The organism is Nocardioides marmoribigeumensis (genome assembly GCF_031458325.1).
In the GTDB taxonomy this organism is placed as follows: Bacteria; Actinomycetota; Actinomycetes; order Propionibacteriales; family Nocardioidaceae; genus Marmoricola_A; species Marmoricola_A marmoribigeumensis.
The window spans coordinates 1148273-1172953 of record NZ_JAVDYG010000001.1; the positions used below are offsets into that span (position 1 = coordinate 1148273).

Genomic DNA, 24681 nt, shown 5'->3' on the forward strand with positions numbered 1-24681 from the left:
CCGCGCCACACGCCTCGAGGAGGCTCCGATGAGTGGACCCGCAGGACGCATCAGCCGCACGATGGGCAGCCGCACGGCCCTGGGCACCGGCCTGGCCACCACCGCGGTCGCCGCGCTGTCGCGGGCTCCCGAGCGCGTCGGCCACGTCTTCCGGCGGCGCTACCCGACCATCGCCGTCACCGGCATGACCGGCGTGGGCAAGACCGCCCTCGCCGACCGGCTCTCCCGCCGCTCCGCCACCCCCGGCTCGGCCGACGTCGGCTCGGCGACGATGGAGCGCCGCACCCGCCGCCAGGCCAGGCTGCGCGGGTTCCGGTTCCGCGTCGTCCCCGGCGAGAACGCCGCCACACGGCTGGGCGCGCTCGACGAGGTGTTCCACGACGACGCGGTCGACGGCGTGCTGCACGTGGTCGCCTGGGGCCACGCGACACCCCGTCGTACGGCGGGCACGACCGGGACCGCGGAGGCGACCCGCGAGGCCCAGCTGGCCGCCGAGCTCGAGGACTGGACGATCACCGCCCACCGCCTCGCCTCGATGGCCGTGCGCCGCGAGAAGCCGACCTGGCTGGTGATCGCGGTGACCAAGGCCGACCTGTTCCCCGACGAGCTCGACGAGGCCGTGCGCTACTACTCCCCCGGCAGCGGCTCGCCCTTCGCCGACCGGCTCGACGAGCTGCGCCGGCTGGCCGGCGGCGCCAAGCTCTCGGTCGACGTCCTGCCCGTCTGCGCCGCGGGCGGCGACCGGCGCTCGGCCGTGCCGGACAAGCAGTGCGCCACGATGGTCGACCGCCTGGAGGCCCGGCTCGCCCAGCTCAGCGGCCACGTCTGAGGGTGCTGCTGGTCGGCGCAGCCCTGCTGGAGACCACGCCCCGGCGGCCGTCAGCGCGACCTTCGTCCGGTCGAGCGCGGCCGCCCGTCGTGAGCGACCGCTGCCCGACCACCGTCGGCACCGTCAGGAGGCGTGGCTCCGGCTGGGCTCGGGGATGACGCCCTTGGGCTCGGTCTCGCCGGGGGCGACGTCCTTGCCCTGCCCCTCGCGCACGGCCTCCTCGATGCGCTTGCCCGTGTCGGCGTCGATGCTCTTCCAGTAGTCGAGGACCTTGGGCAGGAGCTTGTCGCTCACGCCGCCGAGGATGTGGCCGGCGACGTTGCCGACGAAGCGCTCCCGCTGCTCGTCGTCCCAGACCTCGCGCACGAGCGTGCCCGCCTGGCTGAAGTCGTCGTCGTCCTCGCGCAGGGTGTAGGCCTGCCGGACCATCGCGCCGTCGGCCTCCCAGGACTCCTCGACCTCGCCCTCCATGTCGGCGTAGCCGCGGCCGTAGGAGTTGGGCGCGTAGACGGGCTCGTCGCCGCGGTGGTCGTAGGCCATCGGGCCGTCCTGCTCGTAGGTGTTGAGGCCCTCGACGTTCTTGGGCCGGTTGACCGGGAGCTGGAGGTAGTTGGGGCCGATGCGGTAGCGGTGGGTGTCGGAGTAGGAGAACACCCGGCCGAGCAGCATCTTGTCGGGGCTCAGGCCGATGCCGGGCACCAGCGCGCTCGGCTCGAAGGCGGCCTGCTCGATCTCGGCGAAGAAGTTGGCCGGGTTGCGGTCCAGCGTCATCGTGCCGACCTTGACCAGCGGGTAGTCCGCGTGCGGCCAGATCTTGGTGAGGTCGAACGGGTTGATCCGGTAGGTCTTGGCGTCCTCGTAGGGCATCAGCTGCACGCTCAGCGTCCACGAGGGGAAGTCGCCGTTGTCGATCGCCTCGTAGAGGTCGCGGCGGTGGAAGTCGGAGTCCTCGCCGGCGAGCTGGTTGGCGGCCTCCTGGGTGAGGTTCTTGACGCCCTGGTCGGTGTGGAAGTGGTACTTGACCCAGTGCTTCTCACCGGCGGCGTTGACCCACATGTAGGTGTGGGAGCCGTAGCCGTTCATGTGGCGGAACGACGCGGGGATGCCGCGGTCGCCCATGACGTAGGTGACCTGGTGGGCCGACTCGGGGTTGAGCGTCCAGAAGTCCCACTGCATGTCGTTGTCGCGCAGGCCGGGGCCGCCGCGACGCTTCTGCGAGCGGATGAAGTGGGGGAACTTCATCGTGTCGCGGATGAAGAAGACCGGGGTGTTGTTGCCGACCAGGTCGTAGTTGCCCTCGGTCGTGTAGAACTTCAGCGCGAACCCGCGGGGGTCGCGCCAGGTGTCGGGGGACCCCTGCTCCCCCGCGACGGTCGAGAAGCGCGCGAGCATCTCGGTGCGCACGCCCGGCTGGAACAGCGCCGCCTTGGTGTAGGCCGAGACGTCCTCGGTGGTCTCGAAGTGGCCGAAGGCGCCGGAGCCCTTGGCGTGCACGTTGCGCTCGGGGATGCGCTCGCGGTTGAAGTGCGCCATCTGCTCGAGGAAGTGGCGGTCGTGGAGCAGGATCGGGCCGTCCGCGCCGAGGGTGAGCGAGTTGAGGTCGCTGGGCGCGGGGGCCCCGGTCGCGGTGGTCGAGCCGCCCTGCGGGCGTGGGTCGTGGGTCATCGGGCAGCCTCCGAGGGGTCTGGGGTGGGGATCAGTGGTGGTCTGGTCCCGTCGTACCCATCCCGGGGTCCATCACGCAGGACCCGAACCCGTCACGGGTTCATGGCTTATCATGTCGCGGTGGCCACCGCGGGGAGGCGACGACGTGAGGTCGCCGCGAGCAACCTGGTGTCGGGCCGCGTCCTGCTCGCGGTCGGCGGCCTGGCCGTCCTCCTCGTGCTCGCCCTGCTCGGCCGGGTGCTCGTCGGGTCGCAGGACCCCGCCGCGCCGGCGTACGCCGCCGTCCCCGACTCGCGCCTCTACGCCGAGGTGGGCGGCCTGCGCGGGGTGGTCGACGTCGCGCTGGCGTACGACGACCAGGCCGCCCCCGCGGCCTACACCGGGACGGTGACGGTCGCGCCCGGCCGCAGGCTGTGCCGGGTCCTCGACCAGGTCTACGCGATCCTCCGCCAGGGCCACCACGGCGCGGCGATCCACGTCGAGGTCGCCCGGCAGCACGGCGGCGACCGGCCGGGGCGTCACCTGCGGATGGAGGACGTCGACGCCGCGGTCGCCGCCGACCCCGGGGCGAGGTACGGCGCCCAGCCGGGCACCGGCGAGCCGCTCGACGACCGGCTCTGCTCCCCCACCGCCTGACCCCCCTTCCGGGGCTGGTGGACCGGGCCGGTCCGGGAGCAGGATGTCCCGATGCGCACCCCTTCGTTCCTCGCGAGCGTGCTCGCCGCCGCCGTCCTCCCCGCCGCCACGCTGGCCGCCACCCCCGCCAGCGGGGCTCCCTCGGCGGGGTCCACCGCCACCGGCACCGTCTTCCTCCCCAACCCCGTGCAGAGCAGCGGGGACCAGTCGCTGACCGACGCCGGCGACGCCGACCTGCCGGTGTTCGGGCCGGAGTACCGCACCCGCACCCTCACCGACCTCGACGGCTCCGGCCGGCTCGCCGGCTCCTACGTCCGGGTGAAGAGCTCCACGGGCCCGGCCGCCAAGGCGGTCGGCGGCGCGTTCCCGGCGTACCACCGCGACGACGACCGGTTCGAGCAGGTGATGGGCTACTACTGGGTGACCACCGCCCAGCACTACCTCCAGCACCTCGGCTTCGGCTCCACCCTGCGGCCGGTCAACCAGCGCCAGATCGAGCTGCGCATCGACCAGTACGGCGGCGACAACTCCTTCTTCCGTCCCGACAAGGCCAACATCACCCTCGGCAAGGGCGGCGTCGACGACGGCGAGGACGGCGAGGTCGTCGTCCACGAGTACGGCCACTCCGTGCAGGACGGCCAGGTGCCCGGCTTCGGCACGACCCTCGAGTCCGGCTCGATCGGCGAGGCGTTCGGCGACTACCTCGCGGTCGCGGTCAGCTCGTGGGCCGCGGGCACGCCGACGACGACGCCCGAGGCCTGCGTGGCCGACTGGGACTCGACCTCGTACACCCGCAGGACGCCGCACTGCCTGCGCCGCCTGGACGGGACGAAGCACTACCCCGAGGACGTCCAGGGCGAGGTGCACGCCGACGGCGAGATCTGGTCGCGGGCCCTGTGGGACATCCGCACCGCGCTCGGCGACACCCGCGCCAGCACCGCGATCGTGGAGGCGCAGTTCGCGTTCGCGCCCGACACCTCGTTCCGCGACGCGGCCACCGCGACCGTGGCGGCCGCCCAGCGGCTCTACGGCAGGTCGGCTGCGGACCAGGTCCGCAAGGCGTTCACCGCGCGCGGGATCCTCTGACGCGGCGGGTCGCGTCGCGCCGGGTCAGGCCGGGTCGGCGTCGAAGGCCGGCAGGCCGTCGATGCTGACCCGGTTCTTCTGCCGGCGGTAGGCCACGACCCCGTCGGCCCCGCGCCGCTCCATGTTGGGCGTGAGCAGGTCACGCCGCTCCCAGCCGGTCGCCACCGGCAGGGCGAAGCCGCAGGACGTCGAGACCCGGTCGACCTCGACCACCACGACGGCCCGCGCGGCCGGGTTGTCCTCGAAGTACGACGACCAGCGGGCGAACTCGTCGTCGTACAGGGTGACGACGCGGCCGCGACCGTGGAGCCGGACCACGTCGGGGCTGCGCTCGAAGGAGCAGAACATCACCACGATGCGGCCGTTCTGGCGGACGTGGGCGATCGTCTCCGCACCGCTGGCGGTGAGGTCGAGGTAGGCGACCGTGCGGTCGTCGACCACCGCGAACGTGCCGTCGGTCAGGCCCTTGGGCGAGACGTTGACGTGCCCTGCCTCGCCGCTGGGCGCCGTGCCGACGAAGAAGACGGGCTGGCGCTCGATGAACTCCCGCAGCCGGTCGTCGATGCGCTCGTGGACCTTGCCCATGTCGTCGGCGCAGGCTCAGCCGCAGACGGCGCCGTGCGCCGCGGACTGCACGACCTTGGCGTACTTGCCGAGGACGCCGGTGCGGAACTTGGGCTCGCGCGGGGACCAGCCCTCCTTGCGGGAGGCGAGGTCCTCGTCGGTGAGGTCGGGCACGTCGAGCAGGCCGTTGGCCACGTCGAGCCGGATGCGGTCCCCGTCGCGCAGGAACGCGATCGGGCCGGCGTCGACCGCCTCGGGCGCGATGTGGCCGACGCACAGGCCGGTCGTGCCGCCGGAGAAGCGGCCGTCGGTGATCAGCAGGACGTCCTTGCCGAGCCCGGCGCCCTTGATCGCACCGGTGATCGCGAGCATCTCGCGCATGCCCGGCCCGCCCTTGGGGCCCTCGTAGCGGATGACGACGACGTCGCCGTGCTGGATCTCGTCGGCAGCAAGGGCGTCGAGCGCCGCGCGCTCGCCGTCGAAGACCCGTGCCGGCCCCTCGAACACCTCGTCGTCGAAGCCCGCGGACTTGACCACGGCACCCTCGGGGGCCAGCGAGCCCTTGAGGATCGTGATGCCGCCGGTGCGGTGGATGGGCCGGGAGAGGTCGCGGATGATGTCGTCGTCGGCCTTCGGCGGCGCGAGGGCCTCGAGGTTCTCCGCCATGGTCCTGCCGGTGACCGTGAGGCAGTCGCCGTCCATGAGGCCGGCGTCGAGCAGCAGCTTCATCACGACCGGGATGCCGCCGATCTTGTCGACGTCGTTCATCACGTAGCGGCCGAACGGCTTGAGGTCGCCCAGGTGCGGCACCTTGGCGCCGACGCGGGTGAAGTCGTCGAGGGTGAGGTCGACCTCGGCCTCGCGCGCGATCGCGAGCAGGTGGAGGACCGCGTTGGTCGAGCCGCCCAGCGCCATGACGACGGCGATGGCGTTCTCGAACGCGGGCTTGGTCATGATCTGGCGGGCGGTGATGCCCTGCCGGAGCAGCTCGACCACGGCCTCGCCGGAGCGGTGTGCGAAGCCGTCGCGGCGCCGGTCGACGGCCGGCGGGGCGGCGGAGCCGGGCAGGGACATGCCGATCGCCTCGGCGACCGAGGCCATCGTGTTGGCGGTGTACATGCCGCCGCACGCCCCCTCGCCCGGGCAGATCGCGCGCTCGATGCGGTCGACCTCCTCGCGGCTGATCTTGCCGGCCAGGCAGGCGCCGACGGCCTCGAAGGCGTCGATGATCGTGACGTCGCGGCCGTCGACCTGGCCGGGCATCGTCGAGCCGGCGTAGAGGAAGACCGACGAGAGGTCGAGCCGCGCGGCCGCCATCAGCATGCCGGGCAGGGACTTGTCGCAGCCGGCGAGCAGCACCGAGCCGTCGAGGCGCTCGGCCATCATCACGGTCTCGACGGAGTCGGCGATGACCTCGCGGGAGACCAGCGAGAAGTGCATGCCGTCGTGGCCCATGGAGATGCCGTCGGAGACCGAGATCGTGCCGAACTCCAGCGGGTAGCCGCCGGCCGCGTGCACGCCGTTCTTGACCGCCTTGGCCAACCGGTCGAGGGAGAGGTTGCACGGCGTGATCTCGTTCCAGGACGAGGCGACGCCGATCTGCGGCTTGGCGAAGTCCTCGTCCCCCATGCCCACCGCGCGGAGCATGCCGCGTGCGGCAGCCCGCTCGAGTCCGTCGGTGACCTCGCGCGAGCGCGGCTTGATGTCGGGGGTCTCGGTCATGGTCCGGAGTCTACGAAGGCCGTACGGCGTCGCTCGCCCGGTCTCGCCGCTACCGTTCTGTGGTGACGTTCCGTCGCCAGGCCTCGCACTGGTTCGCCCACCTGAGCCCCGAGTGGCAGGTGAGGCTGGCGCTGGGGTCCGGGCTCACGGTCTCCAACCTGGTCGGCGTCGGCGTCGTCGCGGTCCTGTGCCTGTTCGTCGTCCCCCTCCCCCAGTCGCCCGCGGTCAGCGACGCCCGCGTGCAGAGCGTGCAGCTCGGCCTGGCCTTCGCCGTCCTCGGCGGGGTGATCGGGTCCTACCACGCGTGGCGCACGCTGCACCCGGTCGTGGTGATGCTCCGGCCGAGCGAGAGCGCGGGCACGATCAGCGACCGGCAACGTCGCCACGTGCTCAAGGCGCCGCGCCGGATCTTCCTCTTCCAGCTGTTCCTGTGGGTGTGGGCCGCCGTCATCCTCGCGGCGGTCAACTGGCGGGCCTCGCTCACCCTGGGCGTCTCGCTCGGGCTCATCGTGGCGCTCGCGGGGTCGGCCACCTCGTGCGTGACCTACCTGCTCTCCGAGCGCTCGCTGCGACCCGTCGCCCGTCGCGTCCTGGCCACCGGCATCCCGGCCAGACGGTGGGTCCCGTCGGTGCGCAACCGGGCGATGTTCGCCTGGTGGCTCGGCACCGGGGTCAGCGTCCTCGGCATCATCCTGCTCGGCGTCGGCGCCCTCATCGAGCCCGAGGACATCAGCCTCGACCAGCTCGCGGTCACGATCGTCGTGGTCGGGGCCCTGGCGATGGCGATCGGCCTGCTGTCGTCGTACGCCGCGGCAGAGGCCAGCAGCGAGCCCATCCGGACCCTGCGCGAGGCCGTCGAGCGGGTCGACCACGGCGACCTCGAGGTCGAGGTGCCGATCTACGACTCCACCGAGATCGGCCTGCTGCAGGCCGGGTTCAACCAGATGGTGCAGGGGCTGCGCGAGCGGGAGCACCTGCGCGACCTCTTCGGTCGCCACGTCGGCGAGGACGTCGCCCGCGCCGCACTCGAGCGGGGCATCGAGCTCGGTGGTGAGGAGCGCGAGGTCGCCGTGCTGTTCGTCGACGTCATCGGCTCGACCTCGCTGGCGGAGAACTGTCCGCCCGCCGAGGTGGTCGAGCTGCTCAACCGGTTCTTCGCGGTCGTCATCGACGTGGTCCACGAGCACGAGGGCTTCGTCAACAAGTTCGAGGGCGACGCGGCCCTGGCGATCTGGGGAGCGCCGGTGGAGTCCCAGGACCTGCACACGTGCACCCTGAAGGCGGCGCGCACCATGCAGCGGCGACTGGCCGAGGAGGTGCCAGAGCTGCGCGCCAGCATCGGGGTCTCGACCGGCCGCGCCGTGGCCGGCAACGTCGGGACGCCCGAGCGCTACGAGTACACCGTCATCGGTGACCCCGTGAACGAGGCCGCCCGCCTGACCACCGCCGCCAAGCAGACCGACCGCCTGGTCCTGGTCAACTGCGCGCTGGTCGCCGGGGCCACCGCGGAGGAGGCCCGGCACTGGGAGGAGCGCGACCCGATCACCGTCCGGGGCCGCAGCGAGCCCACCCGGGTTGCCGCTCCGCGCTCCTGAGGGCTGGTACTACGACCATCGCCCGATGGTCGCTGACCGTCGCCGGGCCGCAGGGTCGTCCCATCGGCCGCCACCACGGTGGCCCCCCGGACCTCGGAGGACCCCATGACCCGCTCGCGCACCCTCGCCACCCTCGCCGCCGCCACCCTCGCGACCGGCGGCCTCGCGCTGGTCGGCACCGCCCCCGCCCAGGCCGGTGGCAGCGACGACCGCGTGATCCGCACCGGCTCCTGCTCCCAGCGCGGCGTCTGGAAGCTCAAGGCCAAGGCCGACGACGGCCGCATCGAGGTCGAGCTCGAGGTCGACACCAACCGCACCGGGCAGACCTTCGAGGTGCGCCTGCGCCGCGACGGCGCCCTCTTCCTCAGCGGCCGGCGCACCACCCAGGGCCCCAGCGGCTCGTTCACCGTCGAGCGCCGGATCTCCAACAGCCCCGGCGACGACGTCATCGTCGCCCGCGCGGTCCGGGGCAGCAACGTCTGCCGCGGCCAGATCACCTTCTCCCGCTGATCCCCTTCTCCCTGGGCGCACCCACGGCCGGCCGGTTCGCACCCCGCACGCCACCCCTCCTCCTGACAACCCCGACCACGAGGGCGACGATGACTCCCAAGAGCCTGGACATCGACCCCCTGGTGCTGGAGGACGACGTGGAACCGGTCTGGCACACGCTGGGCGACGGTGGACCCCGCGAGAGCGGGACCACCGTCGCCCCGCGTCGCCTGCTCGCCCAGCTGGTCGCCGGCACCCTCGTGGTGCTGCTCGTGATCGGCGTCGGCGCCTCCCTGGCCGCCCGCCGGCTGGCCGAGCGCGAGGCCGTCGCCGACGCGGTCACCCAGGCCGGCGTCCTCGCCGACGCGGTCGTCTCCCCCGCACTGAGCGCCGGGCTCCTCGCGGGGCGTCCGGCCGCCGTACGCCGGTTCGACCGGGTCGTGCGCGCCCAGGTGCTCGCCGAGGACGTCGTACGCGTCAAGCTGTGGGCGCCCGGCGGCCGCGTGGTCTACGCCGACGAGCCACAGCTGGTCGGGCGCACCTTCGCCCTCGACGGGGAGCAGCAGGAGGCGCTGGACACCTCGACCACACAGGCGTCGATCTCCGACCTCAGTGCCTCGGAGAACACCTTCGACGGCACGGGGAGGCTGGTCGAGGTCTACCGGCCGATCGGCCTGCCCGACGGTCGGGTCGGCCTGTTCGAGATCTACACCTCCTACGACCCGGTGACCGACCGCACGAGCATGCTGTGGAAGGGGTTCCTGGCGATCATGGTCGCCAGCCTGGTCGGACTGCTCGCCCTGCTCGGGCCGCTGCTGTGGCACCTGTTCTCCCGCGTACGACGGCACGAGCGGCAGCGCGCCGCGCTGCTCGAGCGGGCGGTCGACGCGGGGGCGGCCGAGCGGCGTCGGATCGCGGCGAGCCTGCACGACGGGCCCGTCCAGGAGCTGGCCGCGACCTCGTTCACCGTGGCCGGCGCCGCCGCCCAGGCCCAGCGGGCCGGAGCCGTCCCCCTCGCAGGCGCCCTCGACGAGGCCGCCTCGTCGGTGCGCAGCAGCATCCGGTCGCTGCGCACCCTCCTGACCGACATCTACCCCTCCGCCCTCGTCGACGGGGGGCTCGTGCCGGCGCTGGAGGACCTCGCGCAGACCGCGACGACCGCCGACGTACGCGTGAGCACCGACCTCGACCCCGCCGCCGAGCAGGGCCTCGACGAGGAGCAGCGGCGCCGGTTGTTCCGCCTCGCCCAGGAGTCGGTCCGCAACGCGGTCGGCCACGCCGGACCGGGCACGGTCACCGTCCGGCTGAGCCGCGAGGCGGGGGCTGCCGTGGTCGACGTGGTCGACGACGGGGCGGGGTTCGACGTGGAGGCCACGCTCGCCGACCCGCGGCCCGGCCACCTGGGGCTCCGGATCCTCGCCGACCTGGCCGACGCCCCGGGCCTCTCGTGCCAGGTCTCCTCACGGGTCGGCTGCGGCACGCACGTGCGCGTCGTCCAGCAGGTCGCGGGCAGCGGCGCCCCGACCGAGCCGGCCGGAGGGCAGGATGGCTGACGTGGAGGAGCTGCCCGCGACCGTGCGCGTCGCCCTGGTCGACGACCACCGGCTGGTGCGCGTCGGCCTGCGCTCGCTGCTGGAGTCCACGACCGGGTTCGTGGTCGTCGGCGAGGCGGGCGACGGACGCGAGGCGGTCGACCTGGTCGCCTCGGTCGCGCCCGACGTGGTGCTGATGGACCTCTCCATGCCCGACGTCGACGGCATCGCCGCGACCCGCGCGATCGCCGCGGCGCACCCCGAGGTGCGCGTGCTGGTGCTCACCTCGTTCACCGACCGGGCCCGGGTGCAAGAGGTGCTGGCGGCCGGGGCCACCGGCTACGTGCTCAAGGACTGCGAGCCCGAGGAGCTCCTCGCCGCGATCCGTGCCGCCGCTCGCGGCCACGTGCCCCTCGACCCGCGGGTCGCCGGGGCGCTGCTGCCCACGCCCGGCGGCGGTCCCGCCCTCAGCCCTCGCGAGGAGGAGGTCCTGCGGCTGGTCGCCCAGGGCCTGGCCAACAAGCAGGTCGCCCGCGCCCTCGGCATCACCGAGCGCACGGTCAAGGCCCACCTCGGTCGCGTCTTCCGCGAGATCGGGGTGCTCGACCGCACCAGCGCCGCCCTCTGGGCGCGGGAGCACCTCTCCTGATCGGCGAGGGTCGTTCACCGAGATGTCACACGAGGGCAATCGGACTGTCGTCGCCGGCTCCTAGGCTCGGACGCGTCGGACCGATCCCCCCCCAGGCCCCCGGGACCGGCCGGCCACCCCGCGGCCCCCGCGCCCCTCGCCGCCGACGGCTGACCGGCCTGTCCCGGGGACCGTCCGGCCCTGTGGGGTGCGGGTGCGGCGGGTCCACACCGGCGGAACGCGCTGACGGCGTGACTTCCCGCACCAAACGGACATGATTCGCCTCCGATTCGGGATACTCCGGGTATGCCAGTGCAGGAGAACGCCTTCCGTGCCGACCCGGGCGCCCCGTCGTCCAACCGACTCGGCGACACCGACGAGGCGCCCCGCCTCCCCCACCAGTCGACTGTGCGGTTCCACCGCGTCACGAGTGCCGACGGCACTCTGATCGAGGCCTGGCACAACGAGGCCTGGCACCGCGGCGGTGACGGCCCGGTCGTCCTGCTGTGCAACGGCCTGGGCACCAACGCCTACTCCTGGCCCGACCTGCTGCGCGACGACTGCCCGGTGCGGGTCATCTCCTGGAACCACCGCGGGGTCGGTCGCAGCGCCCGCCCCTCCGACCCCGACCGCTGCGGGGTCGACGCGTTCGTCGAGGACGCGATCGCCGTCATGGACGCCGCCGGGGTCGAGTCCGCGGTCCTCGCGGGCTGGTCGATCGGCGTCAACACCGCCTTCGAGCTCGCCGTCCGCCACCCCCAGCGGGTGAAGGGCATCTTCGCCGTCGCCGGCGTCCCCGGCGGCACCTTCGAGTCGATGTTCGCCCCCATGTTCGTGCCGCGGGCGCTGCGCAAGCCGCTCAGCATCACCGCCGCCCGCACGATGAAGGCCGGCAGCCCCGTCCTCACGCCGGTGGCCCGCCGCATCCCGATGGGGCCGATCTCCACGACGGTCCTGCGGTGGAGCGGCTTCATGATGCCGTTCGCGCGCGGGGAGCACGTCCGGCGCACCGTGCGCGAGTTCCTGACCACGCCGGTCGACTGGTACATGCACCTCGCCCTGCACTCCGCCCGCCACCTGCGGGTCTCGCTGTCCAAGGTGGACGTGCCCTGCGCGTTCGTCGGCGCCCAGTTCGACATCCTCGCCTCCACCCGCGACATGCGGACCGCGGCCGACCGGATCCCCGGGGCGTCCTACGTCAACCTCTTCGGCACCCACTTCCTCACCCTCGAGCGCCCGCGGCAGATCACCTCGATGCTGCTCGAGCTGTGCGAGCGGGTGGAGGCGGCTGCCTAGGCTCGAGGCATGAGCCGCCTCGCCGTCGCCGTCGCCGCGACCGTGGGGGCCGCGCTGCTCGCGGCCTGCGGCGGGGACCCCGGCAAGGACCGCAGCGGGGACCCCGCCGCCCTGGGCCCCCAGCCCTCGGAGCCCCAGCCCTCGACCGTCACCGCCCGGCCGGTCGCCCCGACCCCGGACGGGCAGGTCCGCCCCCGGGTCACCGGGACGGTCGCCACGGGCCTGGAGGTGCCGTGGGGGGTCACGTTCCTCCCCGACGGCTCGGCACTGGTGGGCGAGCGCGACAGCACCCGCGTGCTGTCGATCCCTGCCGGCGGAGGGGCCCCCCGCGAGGTCGGCCGGGTCGAGGTCGCCGCACCCCGCGGCGAGGCGGGGCTGCTCGGCCTGGCCGCCTCCCCGTCGTACGCCGAGGACCGCACGGTCTTCGCCTACGTCTCCACCGAGTCCGACAACCGCGTCGTCCGCTTCACCGTGCGGGACGGGCGCATGGGCAGCGTCGAGCCGGTGCTGACCGGCATCCCCAACGGGTTCATCCACGACGGCGGCCGGCTGCTGTTCGCGACGGACGGCACGCTGTTCGTCTCCACCGGCGAGACCGGCGTGCCCGAGCTCGCGCAGGACGTCGGCTCGCTCGGCGGCAAGATCCTGCACATCACCCCCGACGGCCGGCCCGCGCCGGACAACCCCCGCCGCGGGTCACCGGTGTGGACGATGGGCCACCGCAACGTCCAGGGCCTGGCGTACGACGACCAGGGCCGGCTCTGGGCGACCGAGTTCGGCCAGCAGACCTGGGACGAGCTCAACCTGGTCGAGAAGGGCCGCAACTACGGCTGGCCCGTCTACGAGGGTCGCGGGGAGGGACCGGGCAGCGAGGACTACCGCGACCCGTTCGTCACCTGGCGCACCGACGACGCCTCGCCCTCGGGCCTGGCCTACCTCGACGGCTCGCTGTGGGCCGGGGCGCTCAAGGGCGAGCGGCTGTGGCAGGTGCCCGTCACCACCGACGGCGTGGGCAGGCCGCGGGGCTGGTTCGTCGGCGACCACGGCCGCCTGCGCACGGTGACCGCCGCCCCCGACGGGACGCTGTGGGTGACCACGTCCAACCGGGACGGGCGCGGGGCGCCGCGTCGCGGCGACGACCGGGTCCTCCAGGTGACCCTCAGGTGAGGACGGACTCGAGGCTGACCGGCTCGATGCCGACCGCCTCGCCGACCGGGGCGTTGGTGAGCTGCCCGGCGTGGGTGTTGAGCCCCAGCGCGAGGGCCTTGTCGTCGCGGCAGGCCTGCTGCCAGCCCTTGTCCGCCAGCGCGACGGTGTAGGGCAGCGTCACGTTGGTCAGGGCGTACGTCGAGGTGTTGGGCACCGCGCCCGGCATGTTGGCCACGCAGTAGAACACCGAGCCGTGGACGGTGTACGTCGGGTCGGCGTGGGTCGTCGGACGGGTGTCCTCGAAGCAGCCGCCCTGGTCCACCGCGATGTCGACGAGCACCGAGCCGGGCTTCATGCGCGAGACCAGGTCGTTGCTGACCAGCTTGGGCGCGGCCGCGCCGGGGATGAGCACGGCGCCGATGACCAGGTCGGCCTCCATCACCTGCTGCTCGATCGCCAGCGACGACGAGGCGAGGCCGTGGACGCGGTTGTTGTAGCGCCAGAACGACATCCGCAGCTTGTCGAGGTCGGTGTCGAGCAAGGTGACGTCGGCGCCCATGCCGAGGGCGATGTTGGCGGCGTTCTGGCCCGAGACGCCGGCGCCGATGATGACGACCTTGGCCTGGGCCACGCCGCCGACGCCGCCGAGCAGGACGCCGCGGCCGCCCTGGGCGCGCATGAGCGAGTGGGCGCCGACCTGGGGCGCGAGGCAGCCCGCGACCTCCGACATCGGGTAGAGCAGCGGCAGCCCGCCCGACGGCAGCTGCACCGTCTCGTAGGCGATGCCGGTGGTGCCGCGCCGCAGCAGCTCCTCGGCGAGGGGCTTGTCGGCGGCGAGGTGGAGGTAGGTGAACAGCGTCAGGTCGTCACGGAGGCGGTGGTACTCCTCGGCGACCGGCTCCTTGACCTTGAGCACCATCTCGGCGCCGCCCCAGACCTCGTCGGCGGAGTCGATGATCGTGGCGCCGGCGGCGACGTACTCCTCGTCGGGGATCTGCGACCCGACGCCGGCGTCCTTCTGGACGACGACGGAGTGCCCGTGCTTGACCAGCTCGTGCACCCCGACGGGCGTGATGGCCACGCGGTACTCGTGGTTCTTGACTTCCTTCGGGATGCCGATCCTCATGGGTCCTCCTGTCGCGGAATCGGGCTCCATCATCGGTCTCTTCCCACTGGATCCGCAATCCAAGCCGCCGCATTCGAGGGAAAACGCAGCAATTCGGCCTGCGTTCAGCGCCCCGCGGCACCCGACTCGTAGGCGAGGACGACCGCCGCCACGCGGTCGCGGACCTCGAGCTTGGCGAGGAGGCGCGCCACGTGGGTCTTCACCGTGCCCGTGCTGAGGAACAGCTCGTCGGCGATCTCCTGGTTGGAGAGCCCGCGCGCGACCAGCCCGAGCACCTCCCGCTCGCGGTCGGTCAGCCGTTCGAGGCGTACGACGAGCGCCGGGTCCGGCGCGGACCGGCCGGCCCCCGCGAACCCCTCGATCACACGCCGGGTGACCTCGCGTGACAGCAGGCCCTCCCCCGCCGCGACCGCGCGCACGGCGTCGACCATCTGCTCGGCCGGGGCGTTCTTGAGCAGGTAGCCGCTCGCCCCCGCTCGGAGCGCGTCGCCGAGGAGCGAGTCGCTGTCGAAGGTGGTCACGATCAGCACCCGGGGGGTGTCCGGACCTCCGGCCACGACGCGGCGGGTCGCCTCGACCCCGTCGAGGCGCGGCATCCGGATGTCCATCACGACCACGTCCGGCGCCAGCCGCGCGGCCGCGCGGACCGCCGCCTCCCCGTCCCCCACCTCGCCGACCACCGTGAGGTCGGGCTCGGTCTCCAGGATCATGCGCAGGCCGGTGCGCACGAGCTCCTGGTCGTCGGCCAGCAGCACCCGCACGGTCCCGGTCACCGCGCGACCTCCGGCAGCGCCGCGCGCAGCGCGAAGCCCGACTCCTCGCGCGGTCCCGCCTCCAGCGTGCCGCCGAACACGCTGACCCGCTCGGCCATGCCCACCAGCCCGAAGCCGTGACCGTCGGACGGGACGCGGGCGACCCGCCCGCCCCCGTCGTCCTCGACCGTGATGGTGAGCCAGCCGTCGGCGCGGTCCACCCGGACGCTGGCCCGGCTGGCCGGGGCGTGGCGCAGCGCGTTGGTCAGGCCCTCCTGGACGATGCGCACGACGGTCAGGGCCAGCGCGGGGTTGAGGTCGTCGACGTGCTCGATGCCGGCGCTCTCGACCTGCAGGCCGGCGGCGCGCACCTCGTCGACCACGGCCGCCGCCCGGGCCGAGGAGCCGAGCCCGAAGGCCTCGTCCCCGGCCTCCGACGGCGTCCGCAGCACCCCGAGGAGCCGGCGCAGCTCCTCGACCGCCTGGCGACCCGCCCCCTCGACGGCCAGGAGCGCGTCGCTCTCCACCTGCTGCTCGGGCCGCAGGCGGCGGCGTACGGCGGCGGCCTGGAGGCCCATCACGCTGATCGCGTGCCCCAGCACGTCGTGCAGCTCGCGGGCGATGCGCAGCCGTTCGTCGGCGGTGGCCGCGGCCACGTCCTGCTCGTGCTGCCGGGCAGCGCGCGCCGCCTCCTCGCGCACCTGGTCGGCCTCGAAGAGCATCTCGCGGGAGGCCCGTCCCACCCCGACCGCCAGCAGCATCCCCAGCGACAGGACCACGGCGTCGGAGAGGTGGAGGCCGGCGGACGCCCGGACGGCGACGCCGATGCTGGCCACGCACGTCGCCAGCGCGAAGCCGGCTCCGGCCAGGGACAGCGCACGCCCCGCGGAGTAGAGCGCCAGCATGGGGACGGCCACCGCGGCCAGGGACTCGGCGCCGGAGACCTCCCACAGGCTCGCGGGCAGGACGAGGCCGCCGAGCACGGCCGCGAGCAGCGGCAGGGGGGTGCGCAGGACCACCGGCACGGCGAGAGGGAGGCTGACCAGGAGGCTCCGTGGCCACGCGACGCCGCCGGTCTGCACCTCGACCCACCCGACCAGCACGGCGAGCACGGCAAGGACCACGTCCAGCGGCGAGAGCCGCGCCCAGGGCCTTCCCATGCTCGGACAGTAGGAGCGCCCGGCTCGCCTCACAAGGGTGTCGGCGCACTCGGGACCCGCGCGGGACCGGCGTCCTCCTCCAGGCAGAGTCCACGATCATCCCAGCGGCAGACGCGTGCGGCCGCAGAGTCGGTCTAGCGTGCTGAGCACCGGTCAGGACGACCGGCCCGAGAGACCCGGAGGTCCGCCATGATCACCCGACGCAACTACCTCATCCTGGCCGGCGTCACGCTCGCGCTGCTCGTGCCCAACGCCATCATCGGCTCGGGGAAGGACGTGCTGTGGGTCCTCGACGACGTGCTGTGGTTCGGCTTCCTGCTGTCGGTGCTGCTGCTCATCGTGATGACCGTCGCGATCCTGGTGCGCGCCGCGACCAGCAGGTCCCGCGACCACGCCGGCGCGACCCGCTGAGCGAAGGCCGCCTCAGCGCAGCGGGAGCCTCACCAGGGGCTCCCGCTGCAACTCGGCCCGCGCGAGCGTCAGCAGGTGCACGTCGTCGGGCCCGTCGAAGATGCGCATCGCACGGTGCCAGCCGTACATCTCCGACAGCGGGGTGTCCTGGGAGACGCCCGCCCCGCCGTGCACCTGGATCGCGTCGTCGATGATCTGGAGCACCGTGCGGGGCACCATCACCTTGGCCTCGGAGACCAGGTGGCGCGCGGCCTTGTTGCCCTGGCTGTCGATCGTGTACGCCGCGAGGTGGCACAGCGCCCGCGCCGCGTCGAGCGCGATGCGGGCCTCGGCGATCTTCTGGCGCACGACGCCCTGCTCGGCCAACGTCCTGCCGAACGCGGTGCGCGAGGTGGAGCGCTGGACCATCGTGGCCAGGGCCCGCTCCCCCGCCCCGAGCGCGCGCATCACGTGGTGGATGCGGCCGGGCCCGAGCCGGGCCTGGGCAGCCGCGAAGCCCCCGCCCTCCTCGCCGAGGATGTTGGTCACCGGCACGCGGACGTCGGTGAGCTGGAGCTCGCAGTGCCCCTGCCAGTGCAGGAACCCGAAGACCGGCAGGTTGCGCACGATCTCGATGCCCGGCGTGTCCATCGGCACGATCACCATCGACTGCTGGCGGTGCGAGGCGGCCTCGGGGTCGGTCTTGCCCATCACGATCAGCACCGCGCACCGCGGGTCGGCCGAGCCGCTGATCCACCACTTGCGGCCGTTGATGACGTACTCGTCGCCGTCGCGCACGATCGAGGTCTCGATGTTGGTCGCGTCGGAGGAGGCGACCGCCTTCTCGGTCATCGCGAAGGCCGAGCGGATCCGTCCGTCGAGGAGCGGCTCGAGCCACTGCTGCTTCTGCTCCTCGGTGCCGAGCAGGTGCAGCAGCTCCATGTTGCCGGTGTCCGGCGCGGCGCAGTTGAGCGCCTCGGGGGCGAGCTCCTGGCTCCAGCCGGTCAGCTCGGCGAGGGCGGCGTACTCCAGCTGGGTGAGGTCGGACTCGGCGGGCAGGAAGAGGTTCCACAGGCCGCGCTCGCGCGCCTTGACCTTGAGCTCCTCGACCACCGGCGGGGCGTGGGTGACCGCGTGGCCGTGGACCTCGAGGTGGCGCAGGTAGGCGGCCTCGGCGGGGAGCACCTCGATGTCGAGGAAGTCCCGCAGCTCCTGCTCGAGGGCGAGGGCGCGGTCGCTGGGAGCGGGGTAGGCCGGATACATCTCAGACGTCCGTGACCCGCAGGCCGGAGTGGGCCTTGTAGCGACGGTTGACCGAGATCAGGTTGGCGGTGAACGCCTCCACCTGGTGGGCGTTGCGCGCGCGGCCGCCGTACACCCCGCGGACGCCGGGGATCGCGTCGGCGAGCGCCTGCACGAGGTCCGTGGCCTCGCGGACGTCGCCGAGGACGAGCACGTCGGTGTCGACCCGGTCCACCTCGGGGTCGTCGAGGAGCACGGCGCTGACGTTGTGGAAGGCCCCGACGACGGTCGAGTCGGCGAGGACGGCGGTCGCCTGCTGCAGGGCCGAGCCCTCCTCCACCGGCAGCGCGTAGGCGCCCTGCTTGTCGAAGCCCAGCGGGTTGACGCAGTCGACGACGACCTTGCCGGCGAGGTCGGCCGCGAGCTGCTCGAGCAGCTCCTTGTGGCCGTCCCACGGGACCGCGACGACGACGATGTCGCCCTGCTGGGCGGCGCCGCCGTTGTCGGACCCGCTGACCTGTCCTCCGGTGGCCTCGGCCAGCTCGGCGGCGGCGGCCTCGGCACGCTCGGCGTTGCGGCTGCCGATCACCACGGGGATGCCCGCGGTGGCCCAGCGCCGGGCCAGGCCGCGACCCTGCGGGCCGGTGCCGCCGAGCACGGCGACGGTCCTGCCCTCGAGGAGGCTGTCGGTCATGAGAGGTCCTTCCGGTCGGAGTGCAGCAGGGCCGAGAACCTGGCCAGGGTGGTGCCGACGGCCTCGTCGGCGCCGGGGCTGAAGACCATGTCGGCGAAGCCGTGGATCAGGGAGTCGAAGCGGAGCAGCTCGACCTCGGTGCCCGCGGCCCGCAGGGCCTCGGCGTAGGCGATGCCCTCGTCGCGCAGCGGGTCGTAGCCCGCGACCGCGACCACGGCCGGCGGCTGGCCGGCGAGCTCGCCCTGGATCGGCGAGTGGCGCGGGTCAGGCCCGTCCCCGAGGTCGGCGTCGCCGGCGTAGGCGGCGAAGAACCACTCCATCGTCGCCAGCTCGAGGAAGTAGCCCTCGGCGTTCTCGTGGCGCGAGGGGTAGTCACCCAGGGCGTCGGTCGCGGGGTAGAACAGCAGCTGCGCCGCCAGGCCTCGCACCGTCTGGGACACGACCGCGGCCAGGTTGCCGCCGGCGCTGTCGCCGCCCACGCCGAGCACGTCGGTGCCGCCGAGCTCGCCGAGGTGGTCGACGGCCCAGCGGGCAGCGGCCACGCAGTCCTCGACGGCGGCCGGGAACGGGTGCTCGGGAGCCAGCCGGTAGTCGACCGCGACGACGACCGCCGCGCAGTCCTTGGCGATCCGCCGGCAGGTCTGGTCGTGGGTGTCGAGGTCGCCGATCACGAACCCGCCGCCGTGGAGGTAGAGGACCGTCGGGAACGGCCCCTCCCCCTCGGGGCGGTAGACGCGGGCGTCCTGCTCGCCGTCGCCCGACGGCACGCGGCGCTCCTCCACCGAGGCGACCGGCACGCGGGTCTCGTCGGTGACCAGGTCGGAGGTCATGGCGCGGAAGGCCTTGCGGGCGTCCTCCGGCGTGCCCTCGTGCATCGGGGGGTAGCCGGAGTCGGCGATCATCTGGAGCAGTCCGGCGATGTGGGGGTCCACGGGCTGGTCGGGCATGCAGGCCATCATGCCGGGTGCCCGAGGAGGCGCCGCCACCGTCCCAGCACCGACGACCGGCGGTCGGTACGGCGGTCAGAAACCGAGGCGCTGCCGGTAGCCCTCGAGCCAGGCGACGTAGAGGTCCCAGCCCTGCGCCGACGCGACCGCCAGGGCACGGTCGGCGAGCCCCGCGGCCCGCTCGGTCTCACCGAGGAGCGCCTCGAGCAGCGCGAGGTAGCCGTCCACCGGGCCGTACATCAGCGAGATCCCGGCGACCACCATCCGGCCCTCGAGCGGCCGGAGGGCCTCGCGGGCGCGGCGGGCGCGGTCGAGGTCGCCGAGCGCGGCCGCGAGCTCGGCGTCGGCGGCGTCGTCGGCCGGGCTGCTCCAGGTCGCGGGCTCGGGCGCGTAGCCGTCGATCTCGGCGAGGAACCCGGGCAGCTCCGGGCGTTCGAGGCGGGCCAGGAGGTGGAGCAGCGAGCCGCGCATGATGTCCCCGCCGGGCATCGCGGCCGCGGCCAGCGCCATCTGGAGCACGCCCTCGTCGACCTCGCCGCTCCAGAACCCAGCGATCAGCCCGGTGCCGAACTCGTGCATGTCCTGGCCGGGGACCTCCACCCACGACCGCAGCCGACGCAGCTCCTCGATCGCGACGGCGGCGCTGCGGGCGTCGCCACTGATCACCGCGACGCACAGGTCGATGAACGACATCGCGATGATCACGTAGGACAGGCGTCGGCGGCGCGCCTGCGCCCACGCCAGGTCGCGGTAGGTGCCGAAGGTCTCCAGGTCGCCGAGCTCGAGCGCGGTGCCCGCGACCGCGGCCGTCGACAGCGCCTCGGCGTCGGCGTCGCCCCACTCGCGGGCGGCGGCGAGGCTGCCGTGGGCCCAGCGCAGCCGGTCCTCGACGGTGCTCGGGAACCACAGCGCGATGTAGGCCGCGCGCAGCGCCCACCAGCGCAGCGCGGGGTCGCCCAGCCGCTCGGCGAGGTCGACCGTGGCGTGGGCCAGCGCCTGCCGCTCCGCGATGGCCCCGGGCAGGTAGTAGAGCTCGATCGCCAGCGCGCCCAGGAGCCGGCAGCGGTCGGCGCTGTCGGCGTCGCCCACCTCCGCCAGAGCCCAGCGCAGGTCCTCGACCACGTCCTCGTCGACCTCGTGCCACTGGCGCACGCTCCACAGCGTGAGGTGGCTCAGCGCGGCGGCCGCGCGGGCCAGCCGCGGCAGGTCGCGGTCCAGGCGGGCCAGCGAGACCGCCTCGCTCGCCGCCTCGATGACGACCTTCCAGTCCCCCAGTCGCTGGGCGTCGCGTGCGCGGCTCATCAGCAGGTCGAAGCGCTCCACCCGGGTGCCGGCGGGGTCGCGCCGGTGCGCCTCGACGGCCTGCCCCATCAACGTCATCGCCTCCTCGTGGGAGAACGCGCGCCGGGCCAGCTCGGCGGCCGCGACGGCCGCGCGCCAGGCCCGGGCGGCGTGGGTCGGGCCGGCAGCCAGCCAGTGGGAGGCGAGCTCGGAGACCCGCTCCTGCTCGGGCACGACGAGCGCCAGGTCGGCGTCGGTCTCCAGCGCGTGCGCCACGCGGGCGTGCAGGCGGGCCCGGCGCACCGGAGGGAGCGCGCCGACCAGTGCGTCGCGGGTCAGGGCGTGGTCGAACGCCAGCCGGCCGACCTCGCGGTCGCGCACGAGCCCGAGCGCCCGGGCGTCGTCGAGCGCGCGGTCGACGGCGTCGGGATCGGCGCCCGCGGCCGCGGCGACCACCTCGAGCGAGAACTCCCGGCCGGCCACCGCCGCCTGGCGCAGGAGGTCTGCGGTCCCGTCGGGCAGCGGGTGGAGGCGCCGCAGCAGCAGCTCGCGGAGCGTGGAGGGCACCAGCTCGCCGGCGCGGGTGCGGGCCAGCTCGACCAGGAAGAACGGGTTGCCCCCGGACCGCTCGTGCCAGTTGTCGACCTGGGCGTCGGGGACAGGCTGGTCGGCCACGTGGGCGACCAGCGCCCGGCTCTCCTCGCGCGTGAGCCCGCCCAGGTCGAGGCGGGTCGCGTGGCGGCGGGTGAGGAGCTCCTCGACGTCACCGGAGGTGCCCTCGGGCGGCGGGAACGGCCGCCGGGTCGCGAGCACCGCGAGCGCGACGCCGTCGTCCTGGGTGGCCACCAGGTGGGCCAGCGCGCGGAGCGTGGCGCGGTCGGCCCAGTGCAAGTCCTCGAGCACGACGAGCACCGGCTGCTCGGCGGCCCACCGGCGTACGACGGTGGCGAGCGACTCCCAGGCGTCGAAGGCCGCCCGCTCGGGGTCCTCGGCGTCGGTGTCGAGACTGACCCGCGGCGGCTCCTCGGCGCGCTGCTCGGCGATCGCCCGCAGGACCGCACGCCACGGCCACAGCGGGGGCGCGCCGTCGTCCTGGGAGCACCGTCCGACGCCGACCGCGAAGCCCATCGCGCGGGCCTCGGCCACGACCTGCTCGACCAGGCGCGACTTGCCGATGCCGGGCTCGCCGACCAGGGTCCCGAGCGCGAGGTCACCGCCGGCGGCCTGCTCGAGGAGTCCGGTCAGCGCGCGCTCCTCCGCGGCCCGCCCGACCGTCTCCCACGGGACCCGGGCGCGCGGCACCGGCCGCGTCCGGTCGAGGCGCTCCGCCGCCCGGTCAGCCGGACGAGGCGGGCTCGGGGACCCGCGCAGCCACCGGTGCAGCGCCGGGTCCTGCTGGAGGACCGCCTGCTCGAGGTCGCGCAGCTCCTGGCCGGGGTCGAGACCGAGCTCGTCGGCGAGGTGGGTCCGGGCCTGGCGCAGCGCGGCCAGCGCGTCGCCCTGGCGCCCGGCCCGGGTCAGGGCCAGCGCGTGCAGGGCCCACAGTCGCTCGCGCAGCGGGTGGCGGGCCGTCGCCTGCTCGGTCGCGGCCACCACGGTCGCGTGGTCGCCGAGCGCGAGGAGCCCGAGGACCCGGTCCTCCTCGGCGGTCAGCCGCAGCTCCTCCAGCGCGGCCCGCTCGGCGAGGACGTCCGGGTGGTCCGGCAGGTCGGCGTACGGCTCGCCGCTCCAGGACGCCAGTGCCTGCTCGAGCGCCTCGACGTGCGCGGAGACCTCGGCCCGGCTCGGCCAGCCTGCCTGGTCCCCGCCGGTGAGCTGCCCCGCCAGCGGGCCGAGCACGCGGTGGCGGCTGCGGACCACGTCGGCGAAGACGAGCGCGTCGACCGCCTCGGGCGGCAGGGCCAGCCGGTAGCCCTGGTCGGTGGTGAGCAGCGTCGTCGGTCGCTGGCGGGGTCCGAGGCCGGGCTCGAGCGCGCGGCGCAGGCCCGAGACGTAGGAGTGCAGCGACCCGTGACCGGCGCGCTGCGAGGACTCGCCCCAGACCAGGTCGAGCAGGCCGTCGGCCGAGGCGCCCTCGCGCCGCAGCACCAGCGCGGCCAGGATCGCGCGCCGCTTGCGGGCAGGGATGTCGACGGGCTGACCGTCGTCCCCCGTCACCCCGGTCGTCCCCAGCACCCTCACCCTCACCACGCGGCGAGGCTACAACGGCCAAGCCGCGCTCAAGCGGCGCGCAAGGGGGTCGTCCGACGGTGGTGCCACGGCGGGGACGACCCGCCCCGACCCCAGGAGTGACCGATGAGCACCACCACCACCGACCGCCCCCAGCTCGACCTGCCCGGCCAGGCCCACGTCGCGAGGGGTCCGCTGGACATGACCGGGATGTACGGCATGCACTACGCCTTCCGCCGCGACCTGACCGACTTCGTCGCCGCGGCCCGGCGTACGCCGGTCGGCGAGCACGCCGTGTGGGTCGCGCTGCAGGCCCGGTGGGCCCGCTTCTTCGAGGTGCTGCACCACCACCACGAGGCCGAGGACACCCACATCTGGCCCGCCACCCGCGCCCACGCCGCCGCGCTCGGGCGTCTCGACGACGTCGCCGTGCTCGACGCGATGGAGACCGACCACGAGCAGATCGACCCCGCCCTCCAGGCGTGCACCGACGCCTTCGCGGCGATGGTCGAGCACCCGTGCACCGACCACCGCAACGCCCTCGACCTCGAGGTCACCGAGGTCCGGGAGCTGCTGGTCACCCACCTGGCCGGCGAGGAGCGCGAGGCGATCCCGCTCATCCAGGAGCTGATGACCCCCGAGGAGTGGGCGACCTCGGAGAGGGCGATCGCCAAGGAGTACGGCCTGGGGATCATCCCCTTCGCCGTGCCGTGGGTGTTCAAGGCGCTGCCGGCCGACAAGGTCGCCGAGGTGGAGCCGTTCCTCGACCTCCCCCAGCGCTTGCTCAAGCGCGTCCTCGAGCCGCGGTTCCTGCGCCGGGAGGCGGTCGCGTTCCGCTACGTCTGAACCTCGCGCCCGGTCTAGAAGGTCTCGAGGTCCTCCCAGCGCAGGGTGTCCAGCGCGGGCTCGGGGAGGGGCTGGGGCAGGTTGCGCTTGTGCAGGCGGGCCTCGGAGTGGGCGCCGCAGCCGTGGTCGACCGAGACCACGCGGCCGTCGTCGTTGGCGTAGGCGTTGGCGCACGCGCCGAACAGCCGGCCGAGCGGGCCGGACAGACGCACGAAGAAGGCGCACTCGTCGCACTGGCCCGGCGCGGCCTTGGCCAGGTCGGTGTCGGGACCGTGGTTGCCGTCGTACCACCGCTCGGAGGCGAGGTCGCGACCCTCGACCGACATCACGCGCGGGCGGCCGAGGCCGAGCTCCTCGCTGACCTCCTTGAGCTGGCGGCTGTCGGGGTAGTCCTCGAGGCCGGTCAGCGCCGGGACGACGCGCGGGTCGTCGTCCTCGGTGGGGAGCAGGTCGCCGGGGCTGAGGTCGCCGGGCTGGATGCGCTCCTTGTAGGGGACCCACTCCGGGGCCAGGATCGCCTCGTCGCCGGGGAGCAGCACGACCTCGTCGACGGTGACCGACTTCTGCTTGGGCGCGCGGGCGACGGTGACCGACCAGCGCCAGCCGCGGTAGCCCGCCTGGGTGCAGGCGAAGAAGTGGGTGACCACCTTGGTGGCCTCGGCCTGCGTGCCGAGGTGCTCGCCCACCTGGGCGGCGTCGACCAGCGCGAGGAGCGCCTCGCGCGCCGCCTCGACCGCCTCGGCGCCCCGGTCGTCGAGCTTGGGCACCTTGATCTTCTTCCCCTTGGCCACGGGCGCGATTCTGCTACACGCACCCAACCGGTGTCTGCCGGGTCCTCGTGGCGGGCCACGGGAGCCGTCGACCGGCCGGGCAAGATGGACCC

22 protein-coding genes are annotated in these 24681 nt (G+C 74.0%); 11 read left to right on the plus strand and 11 right to left on the minus strand.

Annotated features, from left to right (window positions below; translation table 11 throughout):
- Window positions 1-28: 28 nt before the first annotated feature.
- Window positions 29-829 (plus strand): GTPase domain-containing protein, encoded by an 801-nt coding sequence (locus J2S63_RS05565; RefSeq protein WP_310299650.1) that lies wholly within the window; start codon window positions 29-31, stop codon window positions 827-829.
- Between the two features lie 123 nt (window positions 830-952).
- On the opposite strand, the gene J2S63_RS05570 is transcribed toward J2S63_RS05565, so the two are convergent.
- Entirely contained in the window at window positions 953-2494 is a 1542-nt protein-coding gene (locus tag J2S63_RS05570; protein ID WP_310299653.1) for a catalase, read from the minus strand.
- A 120-nt stretch (window positions 2495-2614) separates the two neighbouring features.
- On the opposite strand from J2S63_RS05570, the gene J2S63_RS05575 reads away from it, so the two are divergent.
- Window positions 2615-3130: a hypothetical protein gene (locus J2S63_RS05575; RefSeq protein WP_310299656.1), complete on the plus strand. Its 516-nt coding sequence runs from the start codon at window positions 2615-2617 to the stop codon at window positions 3128-3130.
- A gap of 51 nt (window positions 3131-3181) precedes the next feature.
- A complete protein-coding gene (locus tag J2S63_RS05580; protein ID WP_310299659.1) occupies window positions 3182-4216 on the plus strand; it encodes a M36 family metallopeptidase in 1035 nt (344 codons plus the stop codon).
- A 24-nt stretch (window positions 4217-4240) separates the two neighbouring features.
- Here J2S63_RS05580 and J2S63_RS05585 read toward each other — a convergent pair whose 3' ends face one another.
- Both J2S63_RS05585 and ilvD read right to left on the minus strand, forming a co-directional pair.
- On the minus strand, window positions 4241-4801 hold the full coding sequence (locus J2S63_RS05585; protein WP_310299662.1) for a pyridoxamine 5'-phosphate oxidase family protein: 561 nt from the start codon (window positions 4799-4801) through the stop codon (window positions 4241-4243).
- A 15-nt stretch (window positions 4802-4816) separates the two neighbouring features.
- On the minus strand, window positions 4817-6502 hold the full coding sequence (gene ilvD / locus J2S63_RS05590; protein WP_310299667.1) for a dihydroxy-acid dehydratase: 1686 nt from the start codon (window positions 6500-6502) through the stop codon (window positions 4817-4819).
- Window positions 6503-6564: 62 nt separating this feature from the next.
- On the opposite strand from ilvD, the gene J2S63_RS05595 reads away from it, so the two are divergent.
- The 6 genes from J2S63_RS05595 (at window position 6565) to J2S63_RS05620 (ending at window position 13209) form a co-directional block, all read left to right on the plus strand.
- The gene (locus J2S63_RS05595; RefSeq protein ID WP_310299670.1) at window positions 6565-8097 is read left to right on the plus strand and encodes an adenylate/guanylate cyclase domain-containing protein; all 1533 of its coding nucleotides are present in this window, start codon (window positions 6565-6567) and stop codon (window positions 8095-8097) included.
- Between the two features lie 105 nt (window positions 8098-8202).
- Window positions 8203-8607, plus strand: coding sequence for a hypothetical protein (locus tag J2S63_RS05600; RefSeq protein ID WP_310299672.1), 405 nt, complete (start codon window positions 8203-8205; stop codon window positions 8605-8607).
- Window positions 8608-8696: 89 nt separating this feature from the next.
- Window positions 8697-10139 carry a sensor histidine kinase gene (locus tag J2S63_RS05605; protein WP_310299675.1) on the plus strand — a complete coding sequence of 481 codons (1443 nt, stop codon included), beginning with the start codon at window positions 8697-8699 and terminating at the stop codon, window positions 10137-10139.
- Window positions 10132-10767 carry a response regulator gene (locus tag J2S63_RS05610; protein WP_310299678.1) on the plus strand — a complete coding sequence of 212 codons (636 nt, stop codon included), beginning with the start codon at window positions 10132-10134 and terminating at the stop codon, window positions 10765-10767. Before J2S63_RS05605 ends, J2S63_RS05610 begins: the two co-directional genes overlap by 8 nt.
- 285 nt (window positions 10768-11052) lie before the next feature.
- Entirely contained in the window at window positions 11053-12042 is a 990-nt protein-coding gene (locus J2S63_RS05615; protein ID WP_310299681.1) for an alpha/beta fold hydrolase, read from the plus strand.
- A gap of 9 nt (window positions 12043-12051) precedes the next feature.
- Entirely contained in the window at window positions 12052-13209 is a 1158-nt protein-coding gene (locus J2S63_RS05620) for a PQQ-dependent sugar dehydrogenase (RefSeq protein ID WP_310299683.1), read from the plus strand.
- On the opposite strand, the gene ald is transcribed toward J2S63_RS05620, so the two are convergent.
- From ald to J2S63_RS05635, 3 genes are all read right to left on the minus strand, one after another.
- A complete protein-coding gene (ald, locus tag J2S63_RS05625) occupies window positions 13202-14317 on the minus strand; it encodes an alanine dehydrogenase (RefSeq protein WP_310299686.1) in 1116 nt (371 codons plus the stop codon). The genes J2S63_RS05620 and ald overlap by 8 nt on opposite strands.
- Window positions 14318-14421: 104 nt before the next feature.
- Window positions 14422-15090, minus strand: coding sequence for a response regulator (locus J2S63_RS05630; RefSeq protein ID WP_310299689.1), 669 nt, complete (start codon window positions 15088-15090; stop codon window positions 14422-14424).
- Window positions 15087-16229: a sensor histidine kinase gene (locus J2S63_RS05635; protein WP_310299692.1), complete on the minus strand. Its 1143-nt coding sequence runs from the start codon at window positions 16227-16229 to the stop codon at window positions 15087-15089. The genes J2S63_RS05630 and J2S63_RS05635 overlap by 4 nt, the downstream gene beginning before the upstream one ends.
- A 189-nt stretch (window positions 16230-16418) precedes the next feature.
- Here J2S63_RS05635 and J2S63_RS05640 point away from each other — a divergent pair, with 189 nt between their 5' ends.
- A complete protein-coding gene (locus J2S63_RS05640; protein WP_310299696.1) occupies window positions 16419-16640 on the plus strand; it encodes a hypothetical protein in 222 nt (73 codons plus the stop codon).
- A 12-nt stretch (window positions 16641-16652) separates the two neighbouring features.
- Here J2S63_RS05640 and J2S63_RS05645 read toward each other — a convergent pair whose 3' ends face one another.
- The 4 genes from J2S63_RS05645 to J2S63_RS05660 all read right to left on the minus strand — a co-directional run bounded on the left by J2S63_RS05645 (window position 16653) and on the right by J2S63_RS05660 (window position 22973).
- Window positions 16653-17882 (minus strand): acyl-CoA dehydrogenase family protein, encoded by a 1230-nt coding sequence (locus tag J2S63_RS05645; protein ID WP_310299698.1) that lies wholly within the window; start codon window positions 17880-17882, stop codon window positions 16653-16655.
- A 1-nt stretch (window position 17883) separates the two neighbouring features.
- Complete coding sequence (gene npdG / locus J2S63_RS05650; protein WP_310299701.1) at window positions 17884-18555, minus strand: NADPH-dependent F420 reductase; 672 nt, start codon at window positions 18553-18555, stop codon at window positions 17884-17886.
- Window positions 18552-19502 (minus strand): alpha/beta hydrolase, encoded by a 951-nt coding sequence (locus tag J2S63_RS05655; protein WP_310299705.1) that lies wholly within the window; start codon window positions 19500-19502, stop codon window positions 18552-18554. The genes npdG and J2S63_RS05655 overlap by 4 nt, the downstream gene beginning before the upstream one ends.
- Before the next feature lie 75 nt (window positions 19503-19577).
- A complete protein-coding gene (locus tag J2S63_RS05660) occupies window positions 19578-22973 on the minus strand; it encodes an ATP-binding protein (protein WP_310299708.1) in 3396 nt (1131 codons plus the stop codon).
- A 105-nt stretch (window positions 22974-23078) separates the two neighbouring features.
- Between J2S63_RS05660 and J2S63_RS05665 the strand changes: the two genes are divergently transcribed.
- A complete protein-coding gene (locus J2S63_RS05665) occupies window positions 23079-23798 on the plus strand; it encodes a hemerythrin domain-containing protein (protein WP_310299710.1) in 720 nt (239 codons plus the stop codon).
- A 14-nt stretch (window positions 23799-23812) separates the two neighbouring features.
- Here the strand turns inward: J2S63_RS05665 and J2S63_RS05670 are convergent, their stop codons facing one another.
- On the minus strand, window positions 23813-24589 hold the full coding sequence (locus tag J2S63_RS05670) for a DUF3027 domain-containing protein (protein WP_310299713.1): 777 nt from the start codon (window positions 24587-24589) through the stop codon (window positions 23813-23815).
- Between the last annotated feature and the right edge of the window lie 92 nt (window positions 24590-24681).

Bases quoted from the DNA above. Each gene is read 5' to 3' on its own strand.
- J2S63_RS05565 (WP_310299650.1), top strand. From the start codon at position 29: ATGAGTGGACCCGCAGGACGCATCAGCCGCACGATGGGCAGCCGCACG.
- J2S63_RS05570 (WP_310299653.1), bottom strand. From the start codon at position 2,494: ATGACCCACGACCCACGCCCGCAGGGCGGCTCGACCACCGCGACCGGG.
- J2S63_RS05580 (WP_310299659.1), top strand. From the start codon at position 3,182: ATGCGCACCCCTTCGTTCCTCGCGAGCGTGCTCGCCGCCGCCGTCCTC.
- J2S63_RS05585 (WP_310299662.1), bottom strand. From the start codon at position 4,801: ATGGGCAAGGTCCACGAGCGCATCGACGACCGGCTGCGGGAGTTCATC.
- ilvD (WP_310299667.1), bottom strand. From the start codon at position 6,502: ATGACCGAGACCCCCGACATCAAGCCGCGCTCGCGCGAGGTCACCGAC.
- J2S63_RS05600 (WP_310299672.1), top strand. From the start codon at position 8,203: ATGACCCGCTCGCGCACCCTCGCCACCCTCGCCGCCGCCACCCTCGCG.
- J2S63_RS05605 (WP_310299675.1), top strand. From the start codon at position 8,697: ATGACTCCCAAGAGCCTGGACATCGACCCCCTGGTGCTGGAGGACGAC.
- J2S63_RS05610 (WP_310299678.1), top strand. From the start codon at position 10,132: ATGGCTGACGTGGAGGAGCTGCCCGCGACCGTGCGCGTCGCCCTGGTC.
- J2S63_RS05615 (WP_310299681.1), top strand. From the start codon at position 11,053: ATGCCAGTGCAGGAGAACGCCTTCCGTGCCGACCCGGGCGCCCCGTCG.
- J2S63_RS05620 (WP_310299683.1), top strand. From the start codon at position 12,052: ATGAGCCGCCTCGCCGTCGCCGTCGCCGCGACCGTGGGGGCCGCGCTG.
- ald (WP_310299686.1), bottom strand. From the start codon at position 14,317: ATGAGGATCGGCATCCCGAAGGAAGTCAAGAACCACGAGTACCGCGTG.
- J2S63_RS05635 (WP_310299692.1), bottom strand. From the start codon at position 16,229: ATGGGAAGGCCCTGGGCGCGGCTCTCGCCGCTGGACGTGGTCCTTGCC.
- J2S63_RS05640 (WP_310299696.1), top strand. From the start codon at position 16,419: ATGATCACCCGACGCAACTACCTCATCCTGGCCGGCGTCACGCTCGCG.
- J2S63_RS05645 (WP_310299698.1), bottom strand. From the start codon at position 17,882: ATGTATCCGGCCTACCCCGCTCCCAGCGACCGCGCCCTCGCCCTCGAG.
- npdG (WP_310299701.1), bottom strand. From the start codon at position 18,555: ATGACCGACAGCCTCCTCGAGGGCAGGACCGTCGCCGTGCTCGGCGGC.
- J2S63_RS05655 (WP_310299705.1), bottom strand. From the start codon at position 19,502: ATGCCCGACCAGCCCGTGGACCCCCACATCGCCGGACTGCTCCAGATG.
- J2S63_RS05665 (WP_310299710.1), top strand. From the start codon at position 23,079: ATGAGCACCACCACCACCGACCGCCCCCAGCTCGACCTGCCCGGCCAG.